This is a genomic window from Streptomyces sp. NPDC004284 (assembly GCF_042874035.1).
Taxonomy (GTDB): domain Bacteria; phylum Actinomycetota; class Actinomycetes; order Streptomycetales; family Streptomycetaceae; genus Streptomyces.
On the sequence record NZ_JBIAMJ010000022.1, the window covers coordinates 27252 to 45275 of the forward strand.

At 73.8% G+C, this 18024-nt stretch carries 17 protein-coding genes; 8 read left to right on the plus strand and 9 right to left on the minus strand.

What is annotated here, in order from left to right; all coding sequences use genetic code 11:
* Window positions 1-362: 362 nt before the first annotated feature.
* A complete protein-coding gene (locus ACFYUS_RS35365) occupies window positions 363-1430 on the minus strand; it encodes a rod shape-determining protein (RefSeq protein WP_388861708.1) in 1068 nt (355 codons plus the stop codon).
* Window positions 1431-1715: 285 nt separating this feature from the next.
* Here ACFYUS_RS35365 and ACFYUS_RS35370 point away from each other — a divergent pair, with 285 nt between their 5' ends.
* Window positions 1716-2540, plus strand: a complete 825-nt coding sequence (locus ACFYUS_RS35370; protein ID WP_388861710.1) for a hypothetical protein — start codon at window positions 1716-1718, stop codon at window positions 2538-2540.
* Window positions 2541-2551: 11 nt separating this feature from the next.
* Here ACFYUS_RS35370 and ACFYUS_RS35375 read toward each other — a convergent pair whose 3' ends face one another.
* Window positions 2552-2986: a MarR family winged helix-turn-helix transcriptional regulator gene (locus ACFYUS_RS35375; protein ID WP_388861712.1), complete on the minus strand. Its 435-nt coding sequence runs from the start codon at window positions 2984-2986 to the stop codon at window positions 2552-2554.
* Window positions 2987-3092: 106 nt separating this feature from the next.
* On the opposite strand from ACFYUS_RS35375, the gene ACFYUS_RS35380 reads away from it, so the two are divergent.
* From ACFYUS_RS35380 to ACFYUS_RS35395, 4 genes are all read left to right on the plus strand, one after another.
* The gene (locus ACFYUS_RS35380) at window positions 3093-4112 is read left to right on the plus strand and encodes an NADP-dependent oxidoreductase (protein ID WP_388861714.1); all 1020 of its coding nucleotides are present in this window, start codon (window positions 3093-3095) and stop codon (window positions 4110-4112) included.
* 65 nt (window positions 4113-4177) lie between these two features.
* Window positions 4178-4600 (plus strand): organic hydroperoxide resistance protein, encoded by a 423-nt coding sequence (locus ACFYUS_RS35385; RefSeq protein ID WP_190156521.1) that lies wholly within the window; start codon window positions 4178-4180, stop codon window positions 4598-4600.
* Between the two features lie 159 nt (window positions 4601-4759).
* Window positions 4760-6334 (plus strand): serine/threonine-protein kinase, encoded by a 1575-nt coding sequence (locus tag ACFYUS_RS35390; RefSeq protein ID WP_388861717.1) that lies wholly within the window; start codon window positions 4760-4762, stop codon window positions 6332-6334.
* A 10-nt stretch (window positions 6335-6344) separates the two neighbouring features.
* A complete protein-coding gene (locus tag ACFYUS_RS35395) occupies window positions 6345-7178 on the plus strand; it encodes an EI24 domain-containing protein (RefSeq protein ID WP_388861719.1) in 834 nt (277 codons plus the stop codon).
* 6 nt (window positions 7179-7184) lie between these two features.
* Here the strand turns inward: ACFYUS_RS35395 and ACFYUS_RS35400 are convergent, their stop codons facing one another.
* Window positions 7185-8147 (minus strand): LysR family transcriptional regulator, encoded by a 963-nt coding sequence (locus ACFYUS_RS35400; RefSeq protein ID WP_388861721.1) that lies wholly within the window; start codon window positions 8145-8147, stop codon window positions 7185-7187.
* Window positions 8148-8285: 138 nt separating this feature from the next.
* Here ACFYUS_RS35400 and ACFYUS_RS35405 point away from each other — a divergent pair, with 138 nt between their 5' ends.
* On the plus strand, window positions 8286-10475 hold the full coding sequence (locus ACFYUS_RS35405) for a M4 family metallopeptidase (protein WP_388861723.1): 2190 nt from the start codon (window positions 8286-8288) through the stop codon (window positions 10473-10475).
* A gap of 129 nt (window positions 10476-10604) precedes the next feature.
* Here ACFYUS_RS35405 and ACFYUS_RS35410 read toward each other — a convergent pair whose 3' ends face one another.
* Window positions 10605-11318, minus strand: coding sequence for a carbon-nitrogen hydrolase family protein (locus ACFYUS_RS35410; RefSeq protein WP_388861725.1), 714 nt, complete (start codon window positions 11316-11318; stop codon window positions 10605-10607).
* Between the two features lie 32 nt (window positions 11319-11350).
* On the minus strand, window positions 11351-12259 hold the full coding sequence (locus ACFYUS_RS35415) for a LysR family transcriptional regulator (RefSeq protein ID WP_388861727.1): 909 nt from the start codon (window positions 12257-12259) through the stop codon (window positions 11351-11353).
* Between the two features lie 58 nt (window positions 12260-12317).
* Between ACFYUS_RS35415 and ACFYUS_RS35420 the strand changes: the two genes are divergently transcribed.
* The gene (locus tag ACFYUS_RS35420) at window positions 12318-13118 is read left to right on the plus strand and encodes an NAD(P)-dependent oxidoreductase (RefSeq protein WP_388861729.1); all 801 of its coding nucleotides are present in this window, start codon (window positions 12318-12320) and stop codon (window positions 13116-13118) included.
* Between the two features lie 43 nt (window positions 13119-13161).
* Here the strand turns inward: ACFYUS_RS35420 and ACFYUS_RS35425 are convergent, their stop codons facing one another.
* Genes ACFYUS_RS35425 through ACFYUS_RS35440 form a run of 4 tightly spaced genes read right to left on the minus strand, consistent with a single transcriptional unit; the run spans window position 13162 to window position 16824 of the window.
* On the minus strand, window positions 13162-13935 hold the full coding sequence (locus tag ACFYUS_RS35425) for a hypothetical protein (RefSeq protein ID WP_388861731.1): 774 nt from the start codon (window positions 13933-13935) through the stop codon (window positions 13162-13164).
* Complete coding sequence (locus ACFYUS_RS35430; protein ID WP_388861733.1) at window positions 13932-14861, minus strand: ABC transporter ATP-binding protein; 930 nt, start codon at window positions 14859-14861, stop codon at window positions 13932-13934. The genes ACFYUS_RS35425 and ACFYUS_RS35430 overlap by 4 nt, the downstream gene beginning before the upstream one ends.
* Window positions 14858-15532: a response regulator gene (locus ACFYUS_RS35435; protein WP_388861735.1), complete on the minus strand. Its 675-nt coding sequence runs from the start codon at window positions 15530-15532 to the stop codon at window positions 14858-14860. The genes ACFYUS_RS35430 and ACFYUS_RS35435 overlap by 4 nt, the downstream gene beginning before the upstream one ends.
* A complete protein-coding gene (locus ACFYUS_RS35440; protein WP_388861737.1) occupies window positions 15529-16824 on the minus strand; it encodes a sensor histidine kinase in 1296 nt (431 codons plus the stop codon). Before ACFYUS_RS35440 ends, ACFYUS_RS35435 begins: the two co-directional genes overlap by 4 nt.
* Before the next feature lie 197 nt (window positions 16825-17021).
* On the opposite strand from ACFYUS_RS35440, the gene ACFYUS_RS35445 reads away from it, so the two are divergent.
* Window positions 17022-18008: an ATP-binding cassette domain-containing protein gene (locus tag ACFYUS_RS35445; protein ID WP_388861740.1), complete on the plus strand. Its 987-nt coding sequence runs from the start codon at window positions 17022-17024 to the stop codon at window positions 18006-18008.
* Window positions 18009-18024: the final 16 nt, after the last annotated feature.

An 18024-nucleotide genomic window follows, 5' to 3' on the forward strand; every position in this document is an offset into this window, starting at 1 on the left:
CTCCCCCGACGCGGGGGGGGCCCCGAAGCCCGGGGGGGGGGGGGGGGGGGGGGGGGGGGGGCGGGCGGGGGGGGCGGGGGGGGGGGGGGGGGGGGGGGGGGGGGCCCCCCCCCCCCCCCGCCCCGTGGCGGGCTCCGGTCAGCTCGGTGGCGGAGTCCACGACGTGCTGGAGGGTGGTGCGGAGTTCGAGGTCCGTGCCGACGTCGAGGACCGCTTCGAGCAGCATGGGCAGGCGGAGGGGCTCCTCCGCGTCCGCGGGCCCGGCGTTCGCAGCCGTGGCGTCCACGGTCTCCGTGGTCCCGGCGTCCTCGTCCATGATCGTCATGGTCTCATTGTCGTACGAATCATCCGGTTTGGGGCGGTCAGTCCTCCTCGTCGTCGTCGAACGGGTTCCGCTCCGCCAGCGGGTCGAGCACCATCGGCTGGACCTTGCCCTCCAGCATCGCGCCGAGGCCCAGGACCGCGCACACGTCCGGCCGTTCGGCGATGTGCACCGGCATCCCGGTCGCCTCGCGCAGCATCTGGTCCAGGCCCGGGAGCAGGGCGCTGCCGCCCACCATCATGATCCCGCGGTCCGCGAGGTCGGCCACCAGATCCGGCGGGCAGTCCCGCAGCACCTTCCCGATGCCGTCGAGGACCGCCGTCAGCGGGGTGTGGATCGCCTCCCGCACGGCGGCGGTGTCGACGGTCACCGAACGGGCCAGGCCCGTGGCGACGTCCCGGCCGTGGATCTCCGTCCAGGCGGGCCCGGTCGTCGTCAGGCCGTTGCCGCTGAGGGCCAGTTGCAGCGGGCGCACCGACTGGCTCGGCAGCATCAGCTCGTGGTGGTGGCGCAGGTGCTGGATGACGGCGTGGTCGATGGCGTTGCCGCCGACCGGCATCCGCTCGGCCGTGACGATCGCGCCCAGCGAGAGCACCGCCACCTGCGTGGTCGCCGCCCCGCACACCAGGATCATGGTCGCGGTCGGCTGCTCGACGGGAAGCCCGCAGCCCACGGCCGCCGCGATCAGGGTGTCGACCAGCTCGACCCGGCGCGCCCCGAGACCGACGAGGGTCTCCACGGCGGCGCGCTGCGCCAGCGGGTCGCTGTCGTGCGGGGTGCAGGCGGCCGCGCGCAGCCGGGGCTTGCGGCGCAGCTGCCGGCGCAGCTTCTCGCCGAGGAGGTGACGGAGCATCCGCTGCGCCATCTCGATGTCGACGACCGTGCCGCCCGAGACCGGGCGGACGACCCGGATGTAGTCGGGGGTGCGGCCGGTCATCTTCTCGGCGAGCGCGCCGACGGCGATCAGCGCTCCCGTGCGGGTGTTGACGGCGGCGACGCTCGGCTCGTCGACGACGAGTCCGGCGCCCTTGACGAAGACCCGGGTGCGGGCGGCACCCAGGTCGACGGCGACATGGCAACGACGCAGCTGCTCAAGGCTGACGGTCACGGCGGATCCTCCGGAGTGCGGTGCTGGCACGGGCGAGGGGGCGCGATGCGCGGTCCTGTTCGCATCGTCCGGCCGTCCGCGGCGCGGCGCGCGCTGGGCTGCGCCGCCCGGGGCTCCGGTGCGGGCGGTGCGGAAGGCCCCACTCCGGGTGAGGACCGTTCCGGAGGCCATCCTTCCCGAAGCGGGAGAATCGCGACGCACCGCCGCCGACCTGCGGTTTCCACACAGGATCCTCACCTCCGCGCCTACCTGGTGCCGCGCCGGGCCGCATAGCCTGCGGGCCCCATGGACTACTGCCACGCGTGCCGGCGGCATCTCAACGGGGCCCTCGCCTGTGCCGGGTGCGGGACTCCCGTCGAGGAACTGCGGTACGAGACCCCCCACATACCGGTCCCCACCCCGGACCGGCCCGCGCCCGAGCACGTCTACGAACTGGACGTCCTCGAACCGCCGCGCCCGGCCCCCGGCGGCCGCCGCGCCGCCCGGGGCCGTTCCGCCGCGCGGAGGGGGAGGCGCTCGCGCTCCCGCCGGGGCCGTACGGTCCTGGTGGGGACGGTGGGCCTGGTCCTCGCGGCCGGGACGCTGACCTTCGCGAAGCTCGCCCTGGAGGAGCCGCCGCGGGACGGCGCGGCCACCGCCGTCGAGGAGCTGGAGGTCACCGAGCCCCCGCTGCCGTCCGAGCCCGCCGAGACCTCCGCGACGCCGGAGGGGACGAGCCCGGCCCCGGTGACGGACGCGCCGAGCTCCGTCCCGACCCGCCCCCGCCGGGTGAGCGCGGGACCGGCGGGACCGGGTGAGGGATCCGGGCCGGGTACGGGGTCGGGCTCCGGTACGGGTACGGGCTCAGGGGCCGGCACCGGCACCGGCCCGGGGAGCGGGGGCGCCCCGGCCTCCGCGCCCGCGACCACCGGCCCGGCCTCCCCGACCGTCACGCCCACCGCGACCGCGTCCGCGTCCGCGACGGCGAGCGGCCCGACGCCGAGCGGCTCGGGGACGCCCGGCGGGCCCGTACCGTCGACCACCGGCCCCACGCCGAGCCGGAGCCAGAGTCAGGGCCCGACGCCCGGGCCGACGCCGACCTGCACCCGTTTCCTCTGGTGGTGCGTCTGACCGGCGCGGCGTTACGCCACGTCCACGCCCAGCATGCGCTTCAGCAGGTCCCGCAGCATGGTCCGCTCGGCCTCGGTCAGTTCGCCGAGCGGCTCGCGCGCGAAGTCCAGCGACTCGCGCAGCCGGCGGGCGGTGTCGCGGCCCTCGTCCGTGGGGGCGGCCAGCTTGACCCGGCGGTCGTCGGGGTCGGGCCGGCGCTCGACCAGGCCGCGGGCCTCCAGGCGGTCGACGATCCCGGTGACGTTGGAGGGCTCGCACTTCAGCTTCTGGGCGATGCGGCGCATCGGCAGCGGGTCGAGCGAGAGCAGGCCGAGGACGCGGGCCTGGGCGCCGGTCAGCGCGTGCTGCGCGGCCGCCTGCTCGTACTCCTCGTAGTAGCGCGCCACGACCGTGCCGATCAGCTCGACGACTTCGAGGGTCAGGGGGTCTGTGCGTGAAGTGGCCATGGGTCTCATCCTACCCGGATACTTGACAACATGAAATATCGAAGCGCATGGTTGTTTGAGTAAGTAAACCTTTGTGGATCTGAAGCTTTCTCTGGAGGCCGTGCTCATGTCCGTTCTTCCCGCGTCCAGCCGTGAGTGGCACCTCGTCGCCCGTCCGCACGGCTGGCCCGTCCCGTCGGACTTCGCCCTGCGCGAGGTCCCGGTCGCCGAGCCCGCCGAGGGCCGCATCCTCGTGCGCAACCTGCACTTCTCCGTCGACCCGTACATGCGCGGCCGGATGAACGACGTGAAGTCGTACATCCCGCCCTTCCAGCTCGACAAGCCCATGGACGGCGGCGCGGTCGGCGAGGTCGTCGCCTCCAACGCCGAGGGCTTCGCCGTCGGCGACCACGTCCTGCACGGCCTCGGCTGGCGCGAGTACGCCGACGTCCCGGCCCAGCACGCCACCAAGGTCGACCCGGCGCTCGCCCCGCTCTCCGCCTACCTCGGCGTGCTCGGCATGACCGGCCTCACGGCCTACGCCGGCCTCTTCGAGGTCGCCTCCTTCAAGGAGGGCGACGCCGTCTTCGTCTCCGGCGCGGCCGGCGCCGTCGGCAGCCAGGTCGGCCAGATGGCGAAGCTCAAGGGCGCCTCCCGGGTCATCGGCTCCGCCGGCTCCGACGAGAAGGTCAAGTTCCTCGTCGAGGAGCTCGGCTTCGACGCCGCGTTCAACTACAAGAACGGCCCGGTCAGCAGCCAGCTCCGCAAGGCCGCCCCGGACGGCATCGACGTCTACTTCGACAACGTCGGCGGGGAGCACCTCGAAGCCGCGATCTCCTCGCTCAACGTGCACGGCCGCGCCACCATCTGCGGCATGATCGCCCAGTACAACGACACCGAGCCGACCCCCGGCCCGCGCAACATGGCGATGATCATCGGCAAGCGGCTGCGGCTCCAGGGCGTCCTCGTCGGCGACCACTACGGCCTGCAGAACCAGTTCGTCCAGGAGGTCGGCGGCTGGCTCGCCTCGGGCGAGCTGAAGCACCGCGAGACCTTCGTCGAGGGCATCGAGAACGGCGTGGACGCCTTCCTCGGCCTGCTGCGCGGCGACAACACCGGAAAGATGATCGTCTCGGCGACCCGCTAGCCTTTCCCCAGCCGCCGCGATCGTGGGCGCGAGTCGTCGGCGGAACGAACAAGGAAGACATCAGCATGTCGATCCAGCAGTCTGACGTTCTCTACACCGCCGTCGCCACCGCCGAGAACGGTCGTGACGGGCGTGTCGCCACCGACGACGGGCAGCTCGACGTCGTCGTGAACCCGCCCAAGGCCATGGGCGGCTCCGGCGCGGGCACCAACCCCGAGCAGCTCTTCGCGGCCGGCTACAGCGCCTGCTTCCAGGGCGCGCTCGGCGTCGTCGCCCGCAACGAGAACGCCGACGTCTCCGGCTCGACGGTCACCGCCGAGGTCGGCATCGGCAAGAACGACGAGGGCTTCGGCATCATCGTCAAGATCTCGGCGACCATCCCGAACGTGGACGCCGAGACCGCCAAGAGCCTGATCGAGAAGGCCCACCAGGTCTGCCCGTACTCCAAGGCGACCCGCGGCAACATCACGGTCGAGCTCGCCGTCTGATCCGGACGCGACACCACGTCCGATCCGGGCACGACGGCAGGTCCGATCCGGGCACGACAGCACACGAGGGCCGCACCCCACCGACAGGGGGTGCGGCCCTCGCCGTCGTGCGGACGGCTGAGGCATCATGATCCGTGTCCTGCGGGCGGGGGGAGCGGAGTGGAGTCGTACAACGGGCCGGAACGGGCCGGACGCGAGCTGATCGGCGGGCGGTACCGCCTCGGCGAGCGGCTCGGCCAGGGCGGCATGGGCGTCGTCCGGCGGGCCACCGACGAGCTGCTCGGACGCCCGGTCGCCGTCAAGACGCTCGCGCTCGACTCCGGCGCCGACCCGGCGGGCGTCCTGCGGGAGGCCCGGAGCGTCGCCCAGGTCCGCCACCCGCACGTGATCGTCGTCCACGACGTCGTCGAGCACGAGGGACACCCCGCCCTGGTGATGGAGCTCGTCGACGGCGGCTCGCTCGCCGACCGCCTCGCCGCCCCCGGCGGGGCGCTGTCCCCGAGGGAGGCCGCCCGGCTCGGGCTCGACCTCCTCGACGCGCTGTGCGCCGCCCACGCCCACGGGGTGCTGCACCGGGACGTGAAGCCCGCCAACGTCCTCCTGGAGAAGGGCACCGGACGGGCCGTCCTCACCGATTTCGGCATCGCGAGCCTCCCCGGCGCCACCACGCTCAGCGGCACCGGGGTCTTCATCGGCACCCCCGAGTACACCGCGCCGGAACGGATGAAGGGCGAGGCCGGCGGCCCGGCCTCCGACCTGTGGTCGCTCGGCGCGCTCCTGTGCGCGGCGGCGACGGGCGCCTCGCCGTTCCGCCGGGACTCGATCGGCGCCGTCCTGCACGCGATCGTGTACGAGGAGATCCGGCCCTCCGACCGGCTCGGGCCGCTCGTGCCCGTCGTCCGCGGCCTCCTCGAACGCGATCCGGACCGCCGCCTCGCCGCCCCCGAAGCCCGCCGGATGCTCGCCGCCTGCGCGGCGGGGGACGGCACGGCGGACACGCCCGCACCGGTGGCGGGCCCCCACCCGCCGGCCGGGCCCGACCCCCGCACCCCCGTCCTCCCGAGACCGGACGACACCCCGGAGCCCCGGCCCCGGCCGGAGGACCCCGGCACCGCCCGGCCCGTCGGCACCGCCCGCCGGGGCGGGTTCGCGCTGCCGTTCGTGGCCGCGACCGTCGCCGCCTCCGTCGCCGCCGTGACGGTGGCGGTGCTGCTCGCCACCCGCGACGAACCGCCGGCGGACACGGGGGCGCGCCCGGCCGGTGCGAGGAGCTCCTCCGCGGCCCCCGTACCCGCCGGGTACACGGCCGTCGAGGACGAGCGCGGCTTCACCCTGGACGTGCCCTCCGGGGCGCGCCGCTCGACCGACGGCGAGCGGGTCTTCTACACGACGGGCGACGGGGCCGTCTGGGTCGGGATCAGGATCCGGGCGATCCCGTCCGGCGGGGCGATCGGGGTGATGCGTACCGCCGACGCGGCCGGCCCGAGCACCAACAAGGGCTACCGCGACGCCACGGTCGAGGAGACGACGCACGAGGGACTGCCCGCCGCCCGCTGGGAGTTCACCTGGAACGGCTTCACCGTCGCCGAGGGACCCCGGCGCACCGTCGACGTCTGCTGGGAGCAGGCCGGCACCCTCTACGACCTGTGGGCATCGGCCCCGGTGGGCCGTGCCGCCGAGGCCCGCCGCCACTTCGACAAGGCCCTGGAGTCCTTCCGCACGACCGGCGGTTAGGGTGACTTCCATGCGTGATCTCGGGGTGGGTTTCAGATATCTGCTGCAGGGCCAGAAGTGGATCGGCGGGCGCGGGCGCCGGCTGGGGATCGGGCTGCTGCCCGGACTCGTGACGCTCGTCCTGTACGCGGGGGCGCTCGTCGGCCTCGGTTACGGCGCCGACGACCTGGCCGCGTGGGCGACGCCGTTCGCCGACGACTGGAGCTCGCCCTGGCTCGGCATCTTCCGCGGCACCCTGACGGCGCTGGTCTTCGCCTTCGGGCTCTTCCTCGCGGTCATCACCTTCACCGCCGTCACCCTCCTCGTCGGCCAGCCCTTCTACGAGTCGCTCTCCGAGGACGTCGACCGCGGCGAGGGCGGCGAGGTCCCCGAGTCGGGCCTGCCGCTCTGGCGCGACCTGTGGATCTCGGCCCGGGACAGCCTGCGGATCCTGGTGCGGGTCGCCTTCTACGGCGTGCTGCTCTTCGCCTGCGGGTTCATCCCCGTCGTCGGCCAGACCGTCGTGCCCGCCATCGGCTTCTGCGTCTCCGGTTTCTTCCTCACCGAGGAGCTGACCTCCATCGCGCTCCAGCGCCGGGGCGTCGAGCTGAAGGAGCGGCTGCGGCTGCTCCGGGGACGCCGGATGGCCGCCCTGGGCTTCGGAGTCCCGCTGACGCTCGCCTTCCTGGTGCCCTTCGTCGCCGTCCTCCTCATGCCGGGAGCGGTCGCCGGAGCCACCCTGCTCGTCCGCGACCTGCGCGGCGAGACGTCCGGGGACGACGACTCCGAGGGGGAGGAGGGCCGGGAGGCCGCCGGCCTTCCGGCCCCCGGTGACGGGCAGGGGACGCACCACCTGTCCCACTGAGGCCGTTCAGCCTTCCATGACCGGGTGCAGTTCCGGCCGGGCGTCCCACCACGCCCGGTGGAAGGCGTTGTTGTCGACGTTCGCCAGGTAGGCGCGGGCCGCGGCCCCGTACAGCAGCTCCGCCTGCCGGGCGGAGACCGCCGCCCTGTTCCAGGCGAGCCGGATCCGGCCCGTCACCGGGTCGCCCTCCAGGGGGCGGAGGACCGTGCCCTCCGCCGCCGGGGCCGTCGGCTGGCTCATCGAGATCGCGCGGCCCGAGGCGATCAGGTCGTAGTGCATCTTGCGGTCGGCGACCCGGTGCCGCAGCGAGGGCGTGAACCCGGCCTTCTCGCAGGCCGCGACCAGCGCCTCGGGGCCGCCGTCGTCGTCCTCCACCAGCGTCATCCAGGACTCGCCCGCGAGCTCGGCGAGCGGGACGCGCTCCCGGCCCGCCAGCGGGTGCGCCGCCGAGAGCCGCACGCAGAACGGCTCCTTGGGGACGAGCGTGCGGGCGGTCGTCCCCTCGGGCAGCGGCACCTCGTGGTCGTTGACCTCCCCGTACAGCACGGCGTCGTACCGTCCCGCGCCGAGCTGCCGGGTGAGCGTCGTCGCCGAGTGCTCCACGGTCACGGAGAACTCCCGGCCCGTCAGCCGCTCCTCCAGCTCCCCGAGCAGCCGGTCGACGAGGACCAGCAGGATGCAGCCGAGGCGCAGCGGGGTGTGCGGGGCGACGGCCCGCGCTCCGGCGGCCAGCGCGTCCATCTCGCCGAGCACGAGCCGTGCCTTGGAGAGGACGAACTCGCCCAGCGGGGTGGGCTCCACGCCGTGCCGGCCGCGCAGGAAGAGCTCCCCGCCCGCGACCCGCTCGATGCGGCGGAGCTGCGCGGAGAGGGCCGGCTGCGAGACCCCGAGCCGCCCGGCGGCCCGCCCCAGACTGCCCGCCTCCGCTATCCGGCAGACGGCCTCAAGATGCCTCAACTCCAGCTGCATTTCAGCAGCGTACGCAGCGGCGCCTGGTCTGCACCATAACCCGCGTCTTATGCCGCATGAGATGTCCCGAACTCGCCATGTCCACGCCCATACTCGGCGCGACGATCCGTCTCCCCCACCCTTGAACGGAGCACGACGTTGCATCCCACCAGACTCACGGCGACCGTGGCCGCCCTGGCGCTCTCGGCGAGCCTCGCGACCGCCCTCGCCGGACCGGCGACCGCGGCGGCCCCGCAGGCGCGGCCCGCACCGCCCGGGCACGGCAGGGCCCTCGCGCTCGCCGCGGCGGACAAGGCCGCGGCGAGCGGTCTCGACGAGCTGCGGCACGGCGCCGACGAGGACCTCGTCCGGACGTCCGTCACCCCCTGGGCGAACGGTCTGTACTACGCCTCGTACGAGCGCACCTACCGCGGCCTCCCGGTCGTCGGCGGCGACGCGGTCGTCGTCTCCGACAGCTCCGGCAAGGTCCGTGAGGTCACCGGCGCGCCGGCCCCGGCCATCAGGGTCTCCACCAGGGCCGGGGTCACCGCCGCGGCCGCCCTCGTCACCGCCCGGAAGCAGTTGGCCTCGGTCGAGAGCGCGAGCGCCCCGGAGCTGACCGTGCTCCTCAAGGGCGGCAAGGCCGTCCTGACCTGGCACACCCTGGTCGTCGGCCGGACCGCGCAGGGCGCCCCGAGCTCCCTCGCCACCTATGTCGACGCGCGCACCGGCGCCATCGCGCAGGCCACCGACAAGATCGTGGACGCCGACGGCCGCGGCTACCACAACGGCAACGTCACCCTCGACACCGCCGCCACCTCGATGACCGACCCGAACCGCTCGGGCCTGCGCTGCGGCGGACAGAACGGCGGCACCTACACGGGCTCCTCGCCGTGGGGCAACGGCGGCGCCAACGACCTGGTGACGGCCTGCGTCGACATCATGTACACGGCCCAGCGCGAGTACGACATGCTCAAGCAGTGGTTCGGCTACAACGGCCAGAACGGGCAGGGCGGCATGGTCCCGGCCCAGGCGGGCCTCGGCGACGTCAACGCCTACTACGACGGCACCAAGACCACGTTCGGCCACAACCAGCAGAACGCGAACCAGCTCACCGCCATCGACGTCGTCGCCCACGAGTACGGCCACGAGATCTTCGACAAGACCCCCGGCAGCTCCGGCTCGTCCAACGAGAACGGCGGGATGAACGAGTCGACCGGCGACATCTTCGGCGCGCTCACCGAGGCCTTCGCCAACAACCCGAACGACACCCCCGACTACACGGTGGGCGAGAAGGTCAACTTCTTCGGCGACGGCAAGCCGATCCGCTACATGTACAACCCCTCGCTCGCCAACAACGACCCCAACTGCTACACCCAGTTGACCTCGGGCACCGAGGTGCACGCGGCGGCCGGCCCGCAGAACCACTGGTTCTACCTGCTCGCCGAGGGCTCCAACCCGGGCGGCGGCAAGCCCGGCAGCCCGATATGTTCCGGCGGGCCCTCCTCCGTGACCGGCATCGGCATCCAGAAGGCCGGCAAGATCTTCATGGGCGCCCTGCTCATGAAGACCTCCTCCTGGAACCACCTCGCCGCCCGCAGGGCGACGCTGACCAGCGCCAAGAACACCTACGGCAGCGCCGAGTGCAACGCCGTGAAGGCGGCCTGGAACGCGGTCGGCGTGCCGGCCCAGTCCGGTGAGACCGACTGCGGCGGCACCACGACGCCGGACTTCTCGCTCGCCCTGAACCCGTCCTCGGGCTCGGTCCAGCCGGGTGCCTCCGTCACCTCCACGGTGAACACCTCCACCACCGGCGGCGGTGCGCAGACCGTGCAGCTCTCCGCGAGCGGCGCCCCGAGCGGGGTCACCGTCTCCTTCAGCCCCTCCTCGGTGACCTCGGGCTCCTCGTCCACGATGACCGTCCAGGTCGCCGCGGGCACCGCCAACGGCACGTACCCGATCACCGTCACCGGTACGGGCTCCGCCACCCACACGGTCACCTACCAGCTGTCGGTCGGCACCACGACCCCGCCCACCGGCTGCGACGACACCGCGTACACCTACCGGGGCACCCTGGCCTCCGGTCAGGCCCAGGCGCAGCCGGACGGCTCGTACTACTACTCGGCGACCTCCGGCACCCACGTGGGCTGCCTGCGCGGCCCGGCCGGCGCCGACTTCGACCTGTACCTGCAGAAGTGGAACGGGTCGGCCTGGGCGGACGTGGCCGTCGGCGGCACGGCGTCCGCCGACGAGGACACCAGCTACTACGGCACCGCGGGCTACTACCGGTACGTGGTCCACGCGTACAGCGGCTCCGGCGCGTACACGCTGGGCCTGAGCGCCCCGTAGGGGCCCGAGCACCCCGTAACGGGGGCGGGCGCCGTCGCGGACCGGGGGTTCCGTGACGGCCTCCCCGGAGGGCCGGACGGTCGTATGTCCCACGACCGTCCGGCCCTTCGCCCGTGCTCGCGCCCGTGCTCAGCGCACCTCGGCGAGGGCGAAGCCGGGCTCCTCGGGGCCCGCGTCCGCGATCCGCCCGCCGTCCGGGCCCCAGGCCCCGGCCCGGCCGCAGCCCACGCCGTCCTCGTTGGACCCGAGGACGTTGCCGAGCACCACGTACAGGCCGAAGTCCCGGGCCCGTACGGGATACACCTCGTCGAAGGAGTCGTTGTCGGCCGCGAGCACCGAACTCGCCAGGTACACCGAGCAGCCGTCGGCCGCGGCGCGCTCCGCGAGCTCGGGGAAGCGGTTGTCGTAGCAGGTGGCCAGGGAGAACCGGACCCCGTCGAGCGCGAACCGCCCGTCGGCGGCGCCCGGTTCGAAGACCTCCGCCTCGACCCCGTACAGGTGCTGCTTGTCGTAGCGGGCGAGGAGCGAGCCGTCCGGACCGATCACGAGCGTGGTGATCCCGGCCCCCGAACCGCCCGTCCTCACGGGGCCGTTGACGACGGCGGCCACGCCCGCGGCCCGGCAGGCCTCCCGTACGGGGTCGAGCCGGGGGTCGTCCTCGGTGAGGAGCAGGGAGGGGGTGTCGCGGATCAGGGACGGCTCGTACCCGGTGAGCGAGAGCTCGGCGAAGACCGCGACCCGGGCCCCCTCGGTCCCGGCCGCCCGGACCAGACCGGCGATCGTACGGACGTTGGCGTCGATGTCCCCGGCGACCGGGGCGAACTGGGTGGCTGCGACGATCATGACCCTCATCCTCTCGCGCGGGTGTGTAAGGGTCAATACGGGGTTGAGTCTGTTAGCTCCTGTGCCGTTTCGCGCAGCACGGCGAGGAAGGCGGTCGCCGCGACCGTGGGGACCGGCGGGGTGGCCGCGTGGACCGGGCGGTACGGGACGTCCTCCGGGTGGATCGTGACGAGCGCGACGTCCGGGCGCACCGAGGCCGCCGCGAGCGCCGGCACGAGCGTGACGCCGAGACCCGCCGCGACCGCGCCGAGCTTGGCGATCCACTCCCCGGCGAGCAGCCCCGTGCGCGGGCGGAACCCGGCCTCGACGGCCGGACGGAACAGCGTGTCCTCCAGGCGCTCGTTGCCGACGATCCACTCCTCGTCCGCGAGCTCCGCGAGCCGCACCCCCCGCCGGCCCGTGTGCGCGTGCCCGCGCGGGAGCGCCACCAGCATCGGTTCGTCGAGCAGATGGTGCAGCGTCACCCCAGGCGGCGGGGGAGAGCCAGGGGGCGGGCAGACCACGGCGAGGTCCTCCTCGCCCGTGGCCACCAGGCCCAGGTGCTTCACGGAGAACCCCTCCACCCGGCTGACCGCCACCCCCGGATGCCGCTCCCGGAACACGGCCTGCGCGCGCGGCACCAGGGCCGCCGTGGCGCTGGAGAAGGAGCCGAGCCGCAGCAGCCCCCCGTCCAGGGAGCGCAGCGCCGCCAGCTCCGCCCGGGCGGTGGCCAGCCGGTCCCGGACCGCCTCCGCGTGCGGGACGAGCACCCGGCCGGCCTCGCTCAGCCGCACCCCCCGCGGCAGCCGCTCGAAGAGCTCGGCGCCCACCTCGTCCTCCAGGGACTGGACCTGCCGCGAGACCGCGGACTGCGTGTAGCCGAGGGCGTGGGCGGCGGCGGTGAAGGAGCCCGCGCGGGCGACGGCGAGGAACACCTCGTACAAGCCATGAGAGTTGGGCATGGGAACCATGCTAGACATTCGCTTGTCGCATGGCGCGGACGGTCCTAGCGTCGAGATCATGGAGAACACCGCGCAGAAGATCGCCTTCCTCGGCCTCGGATCCATGGGCCTGCCGATGGCCCGCCGCCTGCTCGACGCCGGGCACCCCCTGACCGTCTGGAACCGCACGGCCGCCAAGGCCGACGCCCTCGTCGCCGACGGCGCCGTCCGCGCCGCGACCCCCGCCGAGGCCGTCCGGGACGCCGACGTCGTCATCACGATGCTCGCGGACCCGGCCGCCGCCCTCGCCGTCGCGGACGAACTCGTCCCGGCGCTGCGCCCCGGCACCCACTGGGTCGACACCTCCACGGTCGGACCGGACACCGTCGCCGCCCTCGCCGCCCGGCTCCCCGCCGGGGTCGCCCTCGTCGACGCGCCCGTGATGGGCAGCGTCGACCGGGCCGCCGCCGGCGAGCTGATGATCCTCGCGGGCGGCGACACCACGCCCGTCTCCGCCGTCCTCGGCCGGCTCGGGACCGTCACGCCCTGCGGCGGCCCCGGCACGGGCGCCGCCCTCAAGCTCGTCCTCATCAACGCCGCCATCGGCGGGGTCGCCCTCGTCGCCGAGGCCCTCGCGCTCGCCGGCACCCTCGGCCTGCCCCGCGAACTCGCACTGCGCACCCTCGGCGCGGGCCCCCTCGCGGGCGCCGTCGGCCGGGCCACCGCCACCGGCTCGTACTTCCCGGTCGCCCTCGCCGCGAAGGACGTCGCCCTGGCCACCTCGTCGGCGAAGCTCCCCGTCCTGGAGGCCGTCCACGCCTTCCTGACGGAGGACCCGGCCCTGCTCGGCGAGGACGTGGCGGCGATCGTCCGGCGGTGAGCCGATGGTGCGGCCGGCACGTCAGCGGCTTCGGTACGCGCCCTCAGACGTCCCGGCGGCGTACGACGAACGTCATCGTCAGCGTCGCCACGGCCGGGTAGAGCAGCAGCATCCACCAGGAGTGGGCGGTCGACGGCACCGCCTTCCCCGGATCGTCGGTCAGCAGGCGTCGTGCCGCACTGGTGGGCAGTGCTTTGCGGAGGTACGCCAGCCACCCCTCGTCGGCGTGGACGATCAGAGGCGCGACCAGAAGGACACCGAGCCCGGCCGTGACGGACCCGAGGCCGCTGCGCATCAGGGACGCGAGGGCCAGGCCGAGGACGGCCAGCGCCCCGGCGAACAGCGCCGACCCGGCGACGGCCCGTACCGCCCCGGGGTCCTGGACCGAGATGCCGAAGCGACGGGTGGCGAACATGGCCTGGGCGCAGAGGAAACCGGCGAGAGACGTCACCAGGCCGACAAGGAGACCGAAGGCTCCGGTGACACCGGCCTTCGCCAGCAGGGCCGGGAAGCGTCTCGGCACGGCGGCGAAGGTCTGGCCGATCGAGCCCGTCGCGTACTCGTTGCCCATGTCGACGGCGCCGAGGACCACCATCGCCACCTGCAGGACGACGAAGCCGCTGAAGGACGCGCCGAGCGGATCGAAGGCCGCTCGCTCTTCGGGCGTCCAGCCGTTCCAGTGGTGCAGCGTGGAGTTGCAGGACAGCAGGGTGAGGGCCAGCGCCCCGGCGACTCCGCACGCCGTGACGATCCAGGTGGAGCGCACGGACCGGAGCTTGATCCATTCACAGGCCAGCAGGCCGAGGGCGTACTTCATGAGGTGACGGGGTCTTCCGGGTCGGGCTCGTGCTCCGGTCCGTCCGATCCGGAGATGAGCGACATGAATCTCTCTTCGAGGGAGCCGCGGCGCGGAGTGAGCTCGTGCAGCCGGATCCGCCCGGCGAAGGCGAGGTCGCCGATCTCGCCGGCGGTCAGACCGGACACCCGCACCGTGTCGTCCGGCCCCGGTGCGACCGCGCCCCCCGCTCGTTCGACCGCTTCGCGGAGGCCGGACGCGTGCGGAGTGCGCACCAGCACCGAGGAGCGGGCGTCGGGGCCGACGAGATCCGACAGGGAGGCGTCGGCCACGACCCGGCCCCTGTCGATGACGAGGAGATGATCGGCGGTGCTCTCCATCTCGCTCATCAGGTGGCTGGAGACCAGAACGGTGCGTCCCTCGGCGGCGAGAGACCGGAAGGTGCTCCTGATCCAGCGGATTCCCTCGGGATCCAGGCCGTTGGCGGGCTCGTCGAAGATCACGACCGGGGGATCGCCGAGCAGAGCCGCCGCGATGCCGAGGCGCTGCTTCATGCCCAGGGAGTACCCGCCGATGCGCCGCCGGGCCGCCGGGCCGAGCCCTGCCTCCTCCAGGACCCGCAGGACCCGCGCCCGCCCGATCCCGTTGCTCCGCGCCAGGGCGGTGAGATGCGACAGACCGCTGCGGCCGCCGGGCACGGATGTCGCGTCGAGGAGGGCCCCCACCCGGTGGAGGGGGCGGCGCATCTCCCGGTAGGGGACGCCGTCGATGGTCGAGGAGCCCGAGGTCGGCGCGACCAGCCCCAGCAGGATCCGGAGCGTGGTCGACTTCCCGGCGCCGTTCGGCCCCAGGAACCCGGTCACCACCCCTGGACACACCTCGAAGGTCACCTCGTCCAGGGCGTTGACCCGGCCGAAACGCTTGGTCAGCCCGGATGCGACGATCACCGTCCGCCCCTCTCGAAGGGCCCGGCCAGGCCGCCCTCGTAGGCCGCGATGACCAGTTGCGCGCGGTCGCGCGCGCCCAGCTTCATCAGCAGCCTGCTGACGTGCGTCTTCACCGTCCCGACGGTCACCAGCAGCTCCGCGGAGATCTCTGCGTTGGAACGGCCGCGGGCGATCAGCCGCAGGACGTCGCCCTCCCGCTCCGTGATCCCGCCCAGGTCCACGGAGGGGTACGGAACACCCGGGCGGCGCACGAACTCCTCGATGAGCCGACGGGTGACCTTGGGCGCGAGGAGGGACTCGCCGGAGGCGATCACGTCGATGGCCGAGAGCAGTTCGGCCGGCGGAGTGTCCTTCAGCAGAAAGCCACTGGCACCCGCGCGCAGCGCGCCGAACGCGTACTCGTCCAGATCGAAGGTGGTCAGGATCAGAATCCGCACATCGACGGGATCGGGGCCGGACAGCAGACTGCGGGTCGCCTCGATACCGTCCATCAGCGGCATGCGGATGTCCATCAGGGCGACGTCCGGGCGGAGGGCGCGGACCAGTTCCACGGCCTCCCGGCCGTGGGCCGCCTCGCCGACCACCTCGAGTCCGGGGGCGGAGTCGACCAGGACCCGGAAACCTCCACGGACCAGAGCCTCGTCGTCGGCGATGAGTACGCGAGTCGTCATGCGGCGTCCTGTTCCGTGCGGGGCGTCCGTTCCCCGTGCTTCATCGGGTTCGTGTGCTTCGCGCCCGGGTGCGGGGCGTCGCCGTGAGGATCCGCGGGCAGCGGAAGACGGGCGACGACCCGGAACCCGCCGGCGGGCAGCGGTCCGGCCGTCACGTCCCCGCCGTACAACGCCGTGCGTTCCCGCATGCCGATCAGACCGTGACCGGCGGATTCCCACGGGTCCGCCGTCCGCCCGGGCGGAGGACCTCCGACGCCCGCGTCGGCGATCGTGAGGGTGAGGAGGCCGGGGAGGCGGGACACGGCCAGCTCGGCCCGGTCGGTACGGGCGTGCTTGGCGACATTGGTCAGCGCCTCCTGCACGATCCGGTACGCGGCCCGGTCGACCCCGCGGGGCAGCCCCGCCACCTCACCCTCCAGGCTCACCTCCACCTCGACGCCGGCCTGTGCGCTGGTGGCGATCAGGGCGTCCAGGTCGGCGAGTCCACCGGGATGGAACTCCGCGGCGTCGCCGTCACGGAGCACCCCCAGAAGGGAGCGCAGCTCCCGCAGCGCCGACCGGCTGGTCCGCTCGATCGCCGAGAGCGCCTTCGCCGCCTCGTCCGGCTGGTCGCGGCTGACGTGGTGGCCCACGCCGGACTGGACGGCGATGATGCTCATGCTGTGTGCGACGACGTCGTGCAACTCGCGTGCGATCCGCAGCCGTTCCTCGGTCACCGCCCGCCGGGCCTCGGCGAGCTGGGCGGCCGCGCGCTGCTCCGCCTGCAGGCGGAGCCCTTCGTGGTACTCCCGGCCCCGCGCCGCGGACCAGCCGGCGGCCCACGCGGCGCACTGCAGCACGACGACCTCCGAGGCCCAGCCCCAGGCCACCGTCGGCTGCTCGGCCTGCCAGTGCAGAAACGCGGCCACCAGCACCTCCGAGGCGAGGGCGGCGAGCAGCGCGTACGCCGCCCTCCGCGGCGGCAGACCGAGCGACACGCCGTAGACGACGAGTGCGATGACCAGCCACATCACGAGGAACAGCCGGGTGTAGCTCAGTACCGGCAGCAGGACGGCGGCGAGCACCAGGGCGGGCACCGGACTGAACCGGCGCGCGCCGAACGCCACGACGAAGCAGCAGATCAGGGCGAGGACCAGGCCGAGGGGAACCCCGAACCACTCGGCGGCCCGGTCCGCGTCCAGCATGAACAGCCCGCCGAGAAGGAGGGCGACGAGCGGGTCGCGGGCGAAGGGGGGACACCACGCGTACAGCCGCTCGAAGGGGGCGTGCGAGGGGAGCAGGGGCCGGTTCACGGGCTGAACATAACGCGCGTGCCCGGCGCCGCGCGTCTGTCCTCGGACAGACCGCCGGCCTCCTCCTGCGGGTGGATCCGGGCTCCGTGATCTGTCCCGGGGCAGATGCCCGGAGTCCGGCTGTGGCCGGACGCGACCGGAGCCGGGTCCCTGCGAGCGTGGCGGACGACATCGACGCCGGACTTCAGGAAGTGGACATGATCATCGCCGAAGGACTGACCGGGTCGTACGGCACGGTTTCCGCGGTCCAGGGTGTCTCGCTGGCGGTGCGCCCCTACGAGGTCACCGGCCTCCTCGGCCGGCCCGGTGCGGGGAAGTCGACCCTGCTGCGACTGATCCTGGGCGACATCGTGCCCACCGAGGGCTCGGTGGCCGTACAGGGGCGCCCTGTACGGGGGCGCCGTCATCCCCCGCAGAGAGTGGGCGCGTCGCCGGATCCCGCGTCCCTTCCCCTCTCCCGAACGGCCCGCGAGCACCTCGGCGAGTCCGCCGCCGCGGCAGGGATCGCGCGGGCCCGGGTCGGCATCGTTCTGCAACAGGTGGCGCTGGCCTCGGCGGCACGCCGGCCCGTCGGCACGTACACGCGGTCCGAACGGGCCCGGCTCGGTGTCGCCGAGGCGCTGCTCGGCGACCCTCCGGTGATCCTGCTGGACGGACTCGGCGACCGCCTGGACGGAGGAGAACTGCCGCGGTTCGGCGCTCTGCTCAACGGCCTGGCCGGGGAAGGACGCACGATCATGGTGACGGGCCGTGCTCTGCGGCCGCTGACCGCGCTGACCGGCCGCCTCGTCGTCGTACGGGACGGGCGCCTCGTGCACGACAGTGACGACGGCCGTCCCCTGCGACCGGACGCCGCCGACACGGTGCTGGTCCGGACGCCGCTCTGGCAGCGACTCGCCTATGCCCTCGCCGATGCGGGCGCCCGCGTCCGGCTGACGGACGACGACGGACTCGAGGTGTCCGATCTCGGCAGGGACTCCATCGGCGCCCTGGCGCGCGAGCACGGCATACCGCTGACCAGCCTGGGCGGAGCGCTGTGGGGCGGGGATCCGCGGGACGGGGCGGTGCCGCCCGCGGCGCCTCGGCGCGAAGTGCCCTCCGGAGCGAAGCCCCTGGCCCTCGCCGTCCGGTTCCCGTGGCCGTCGGGGGGCACGCCGGACGGAGAGGCGGGTGCGGGCGGGTGAGGGACCTGCGACGCTT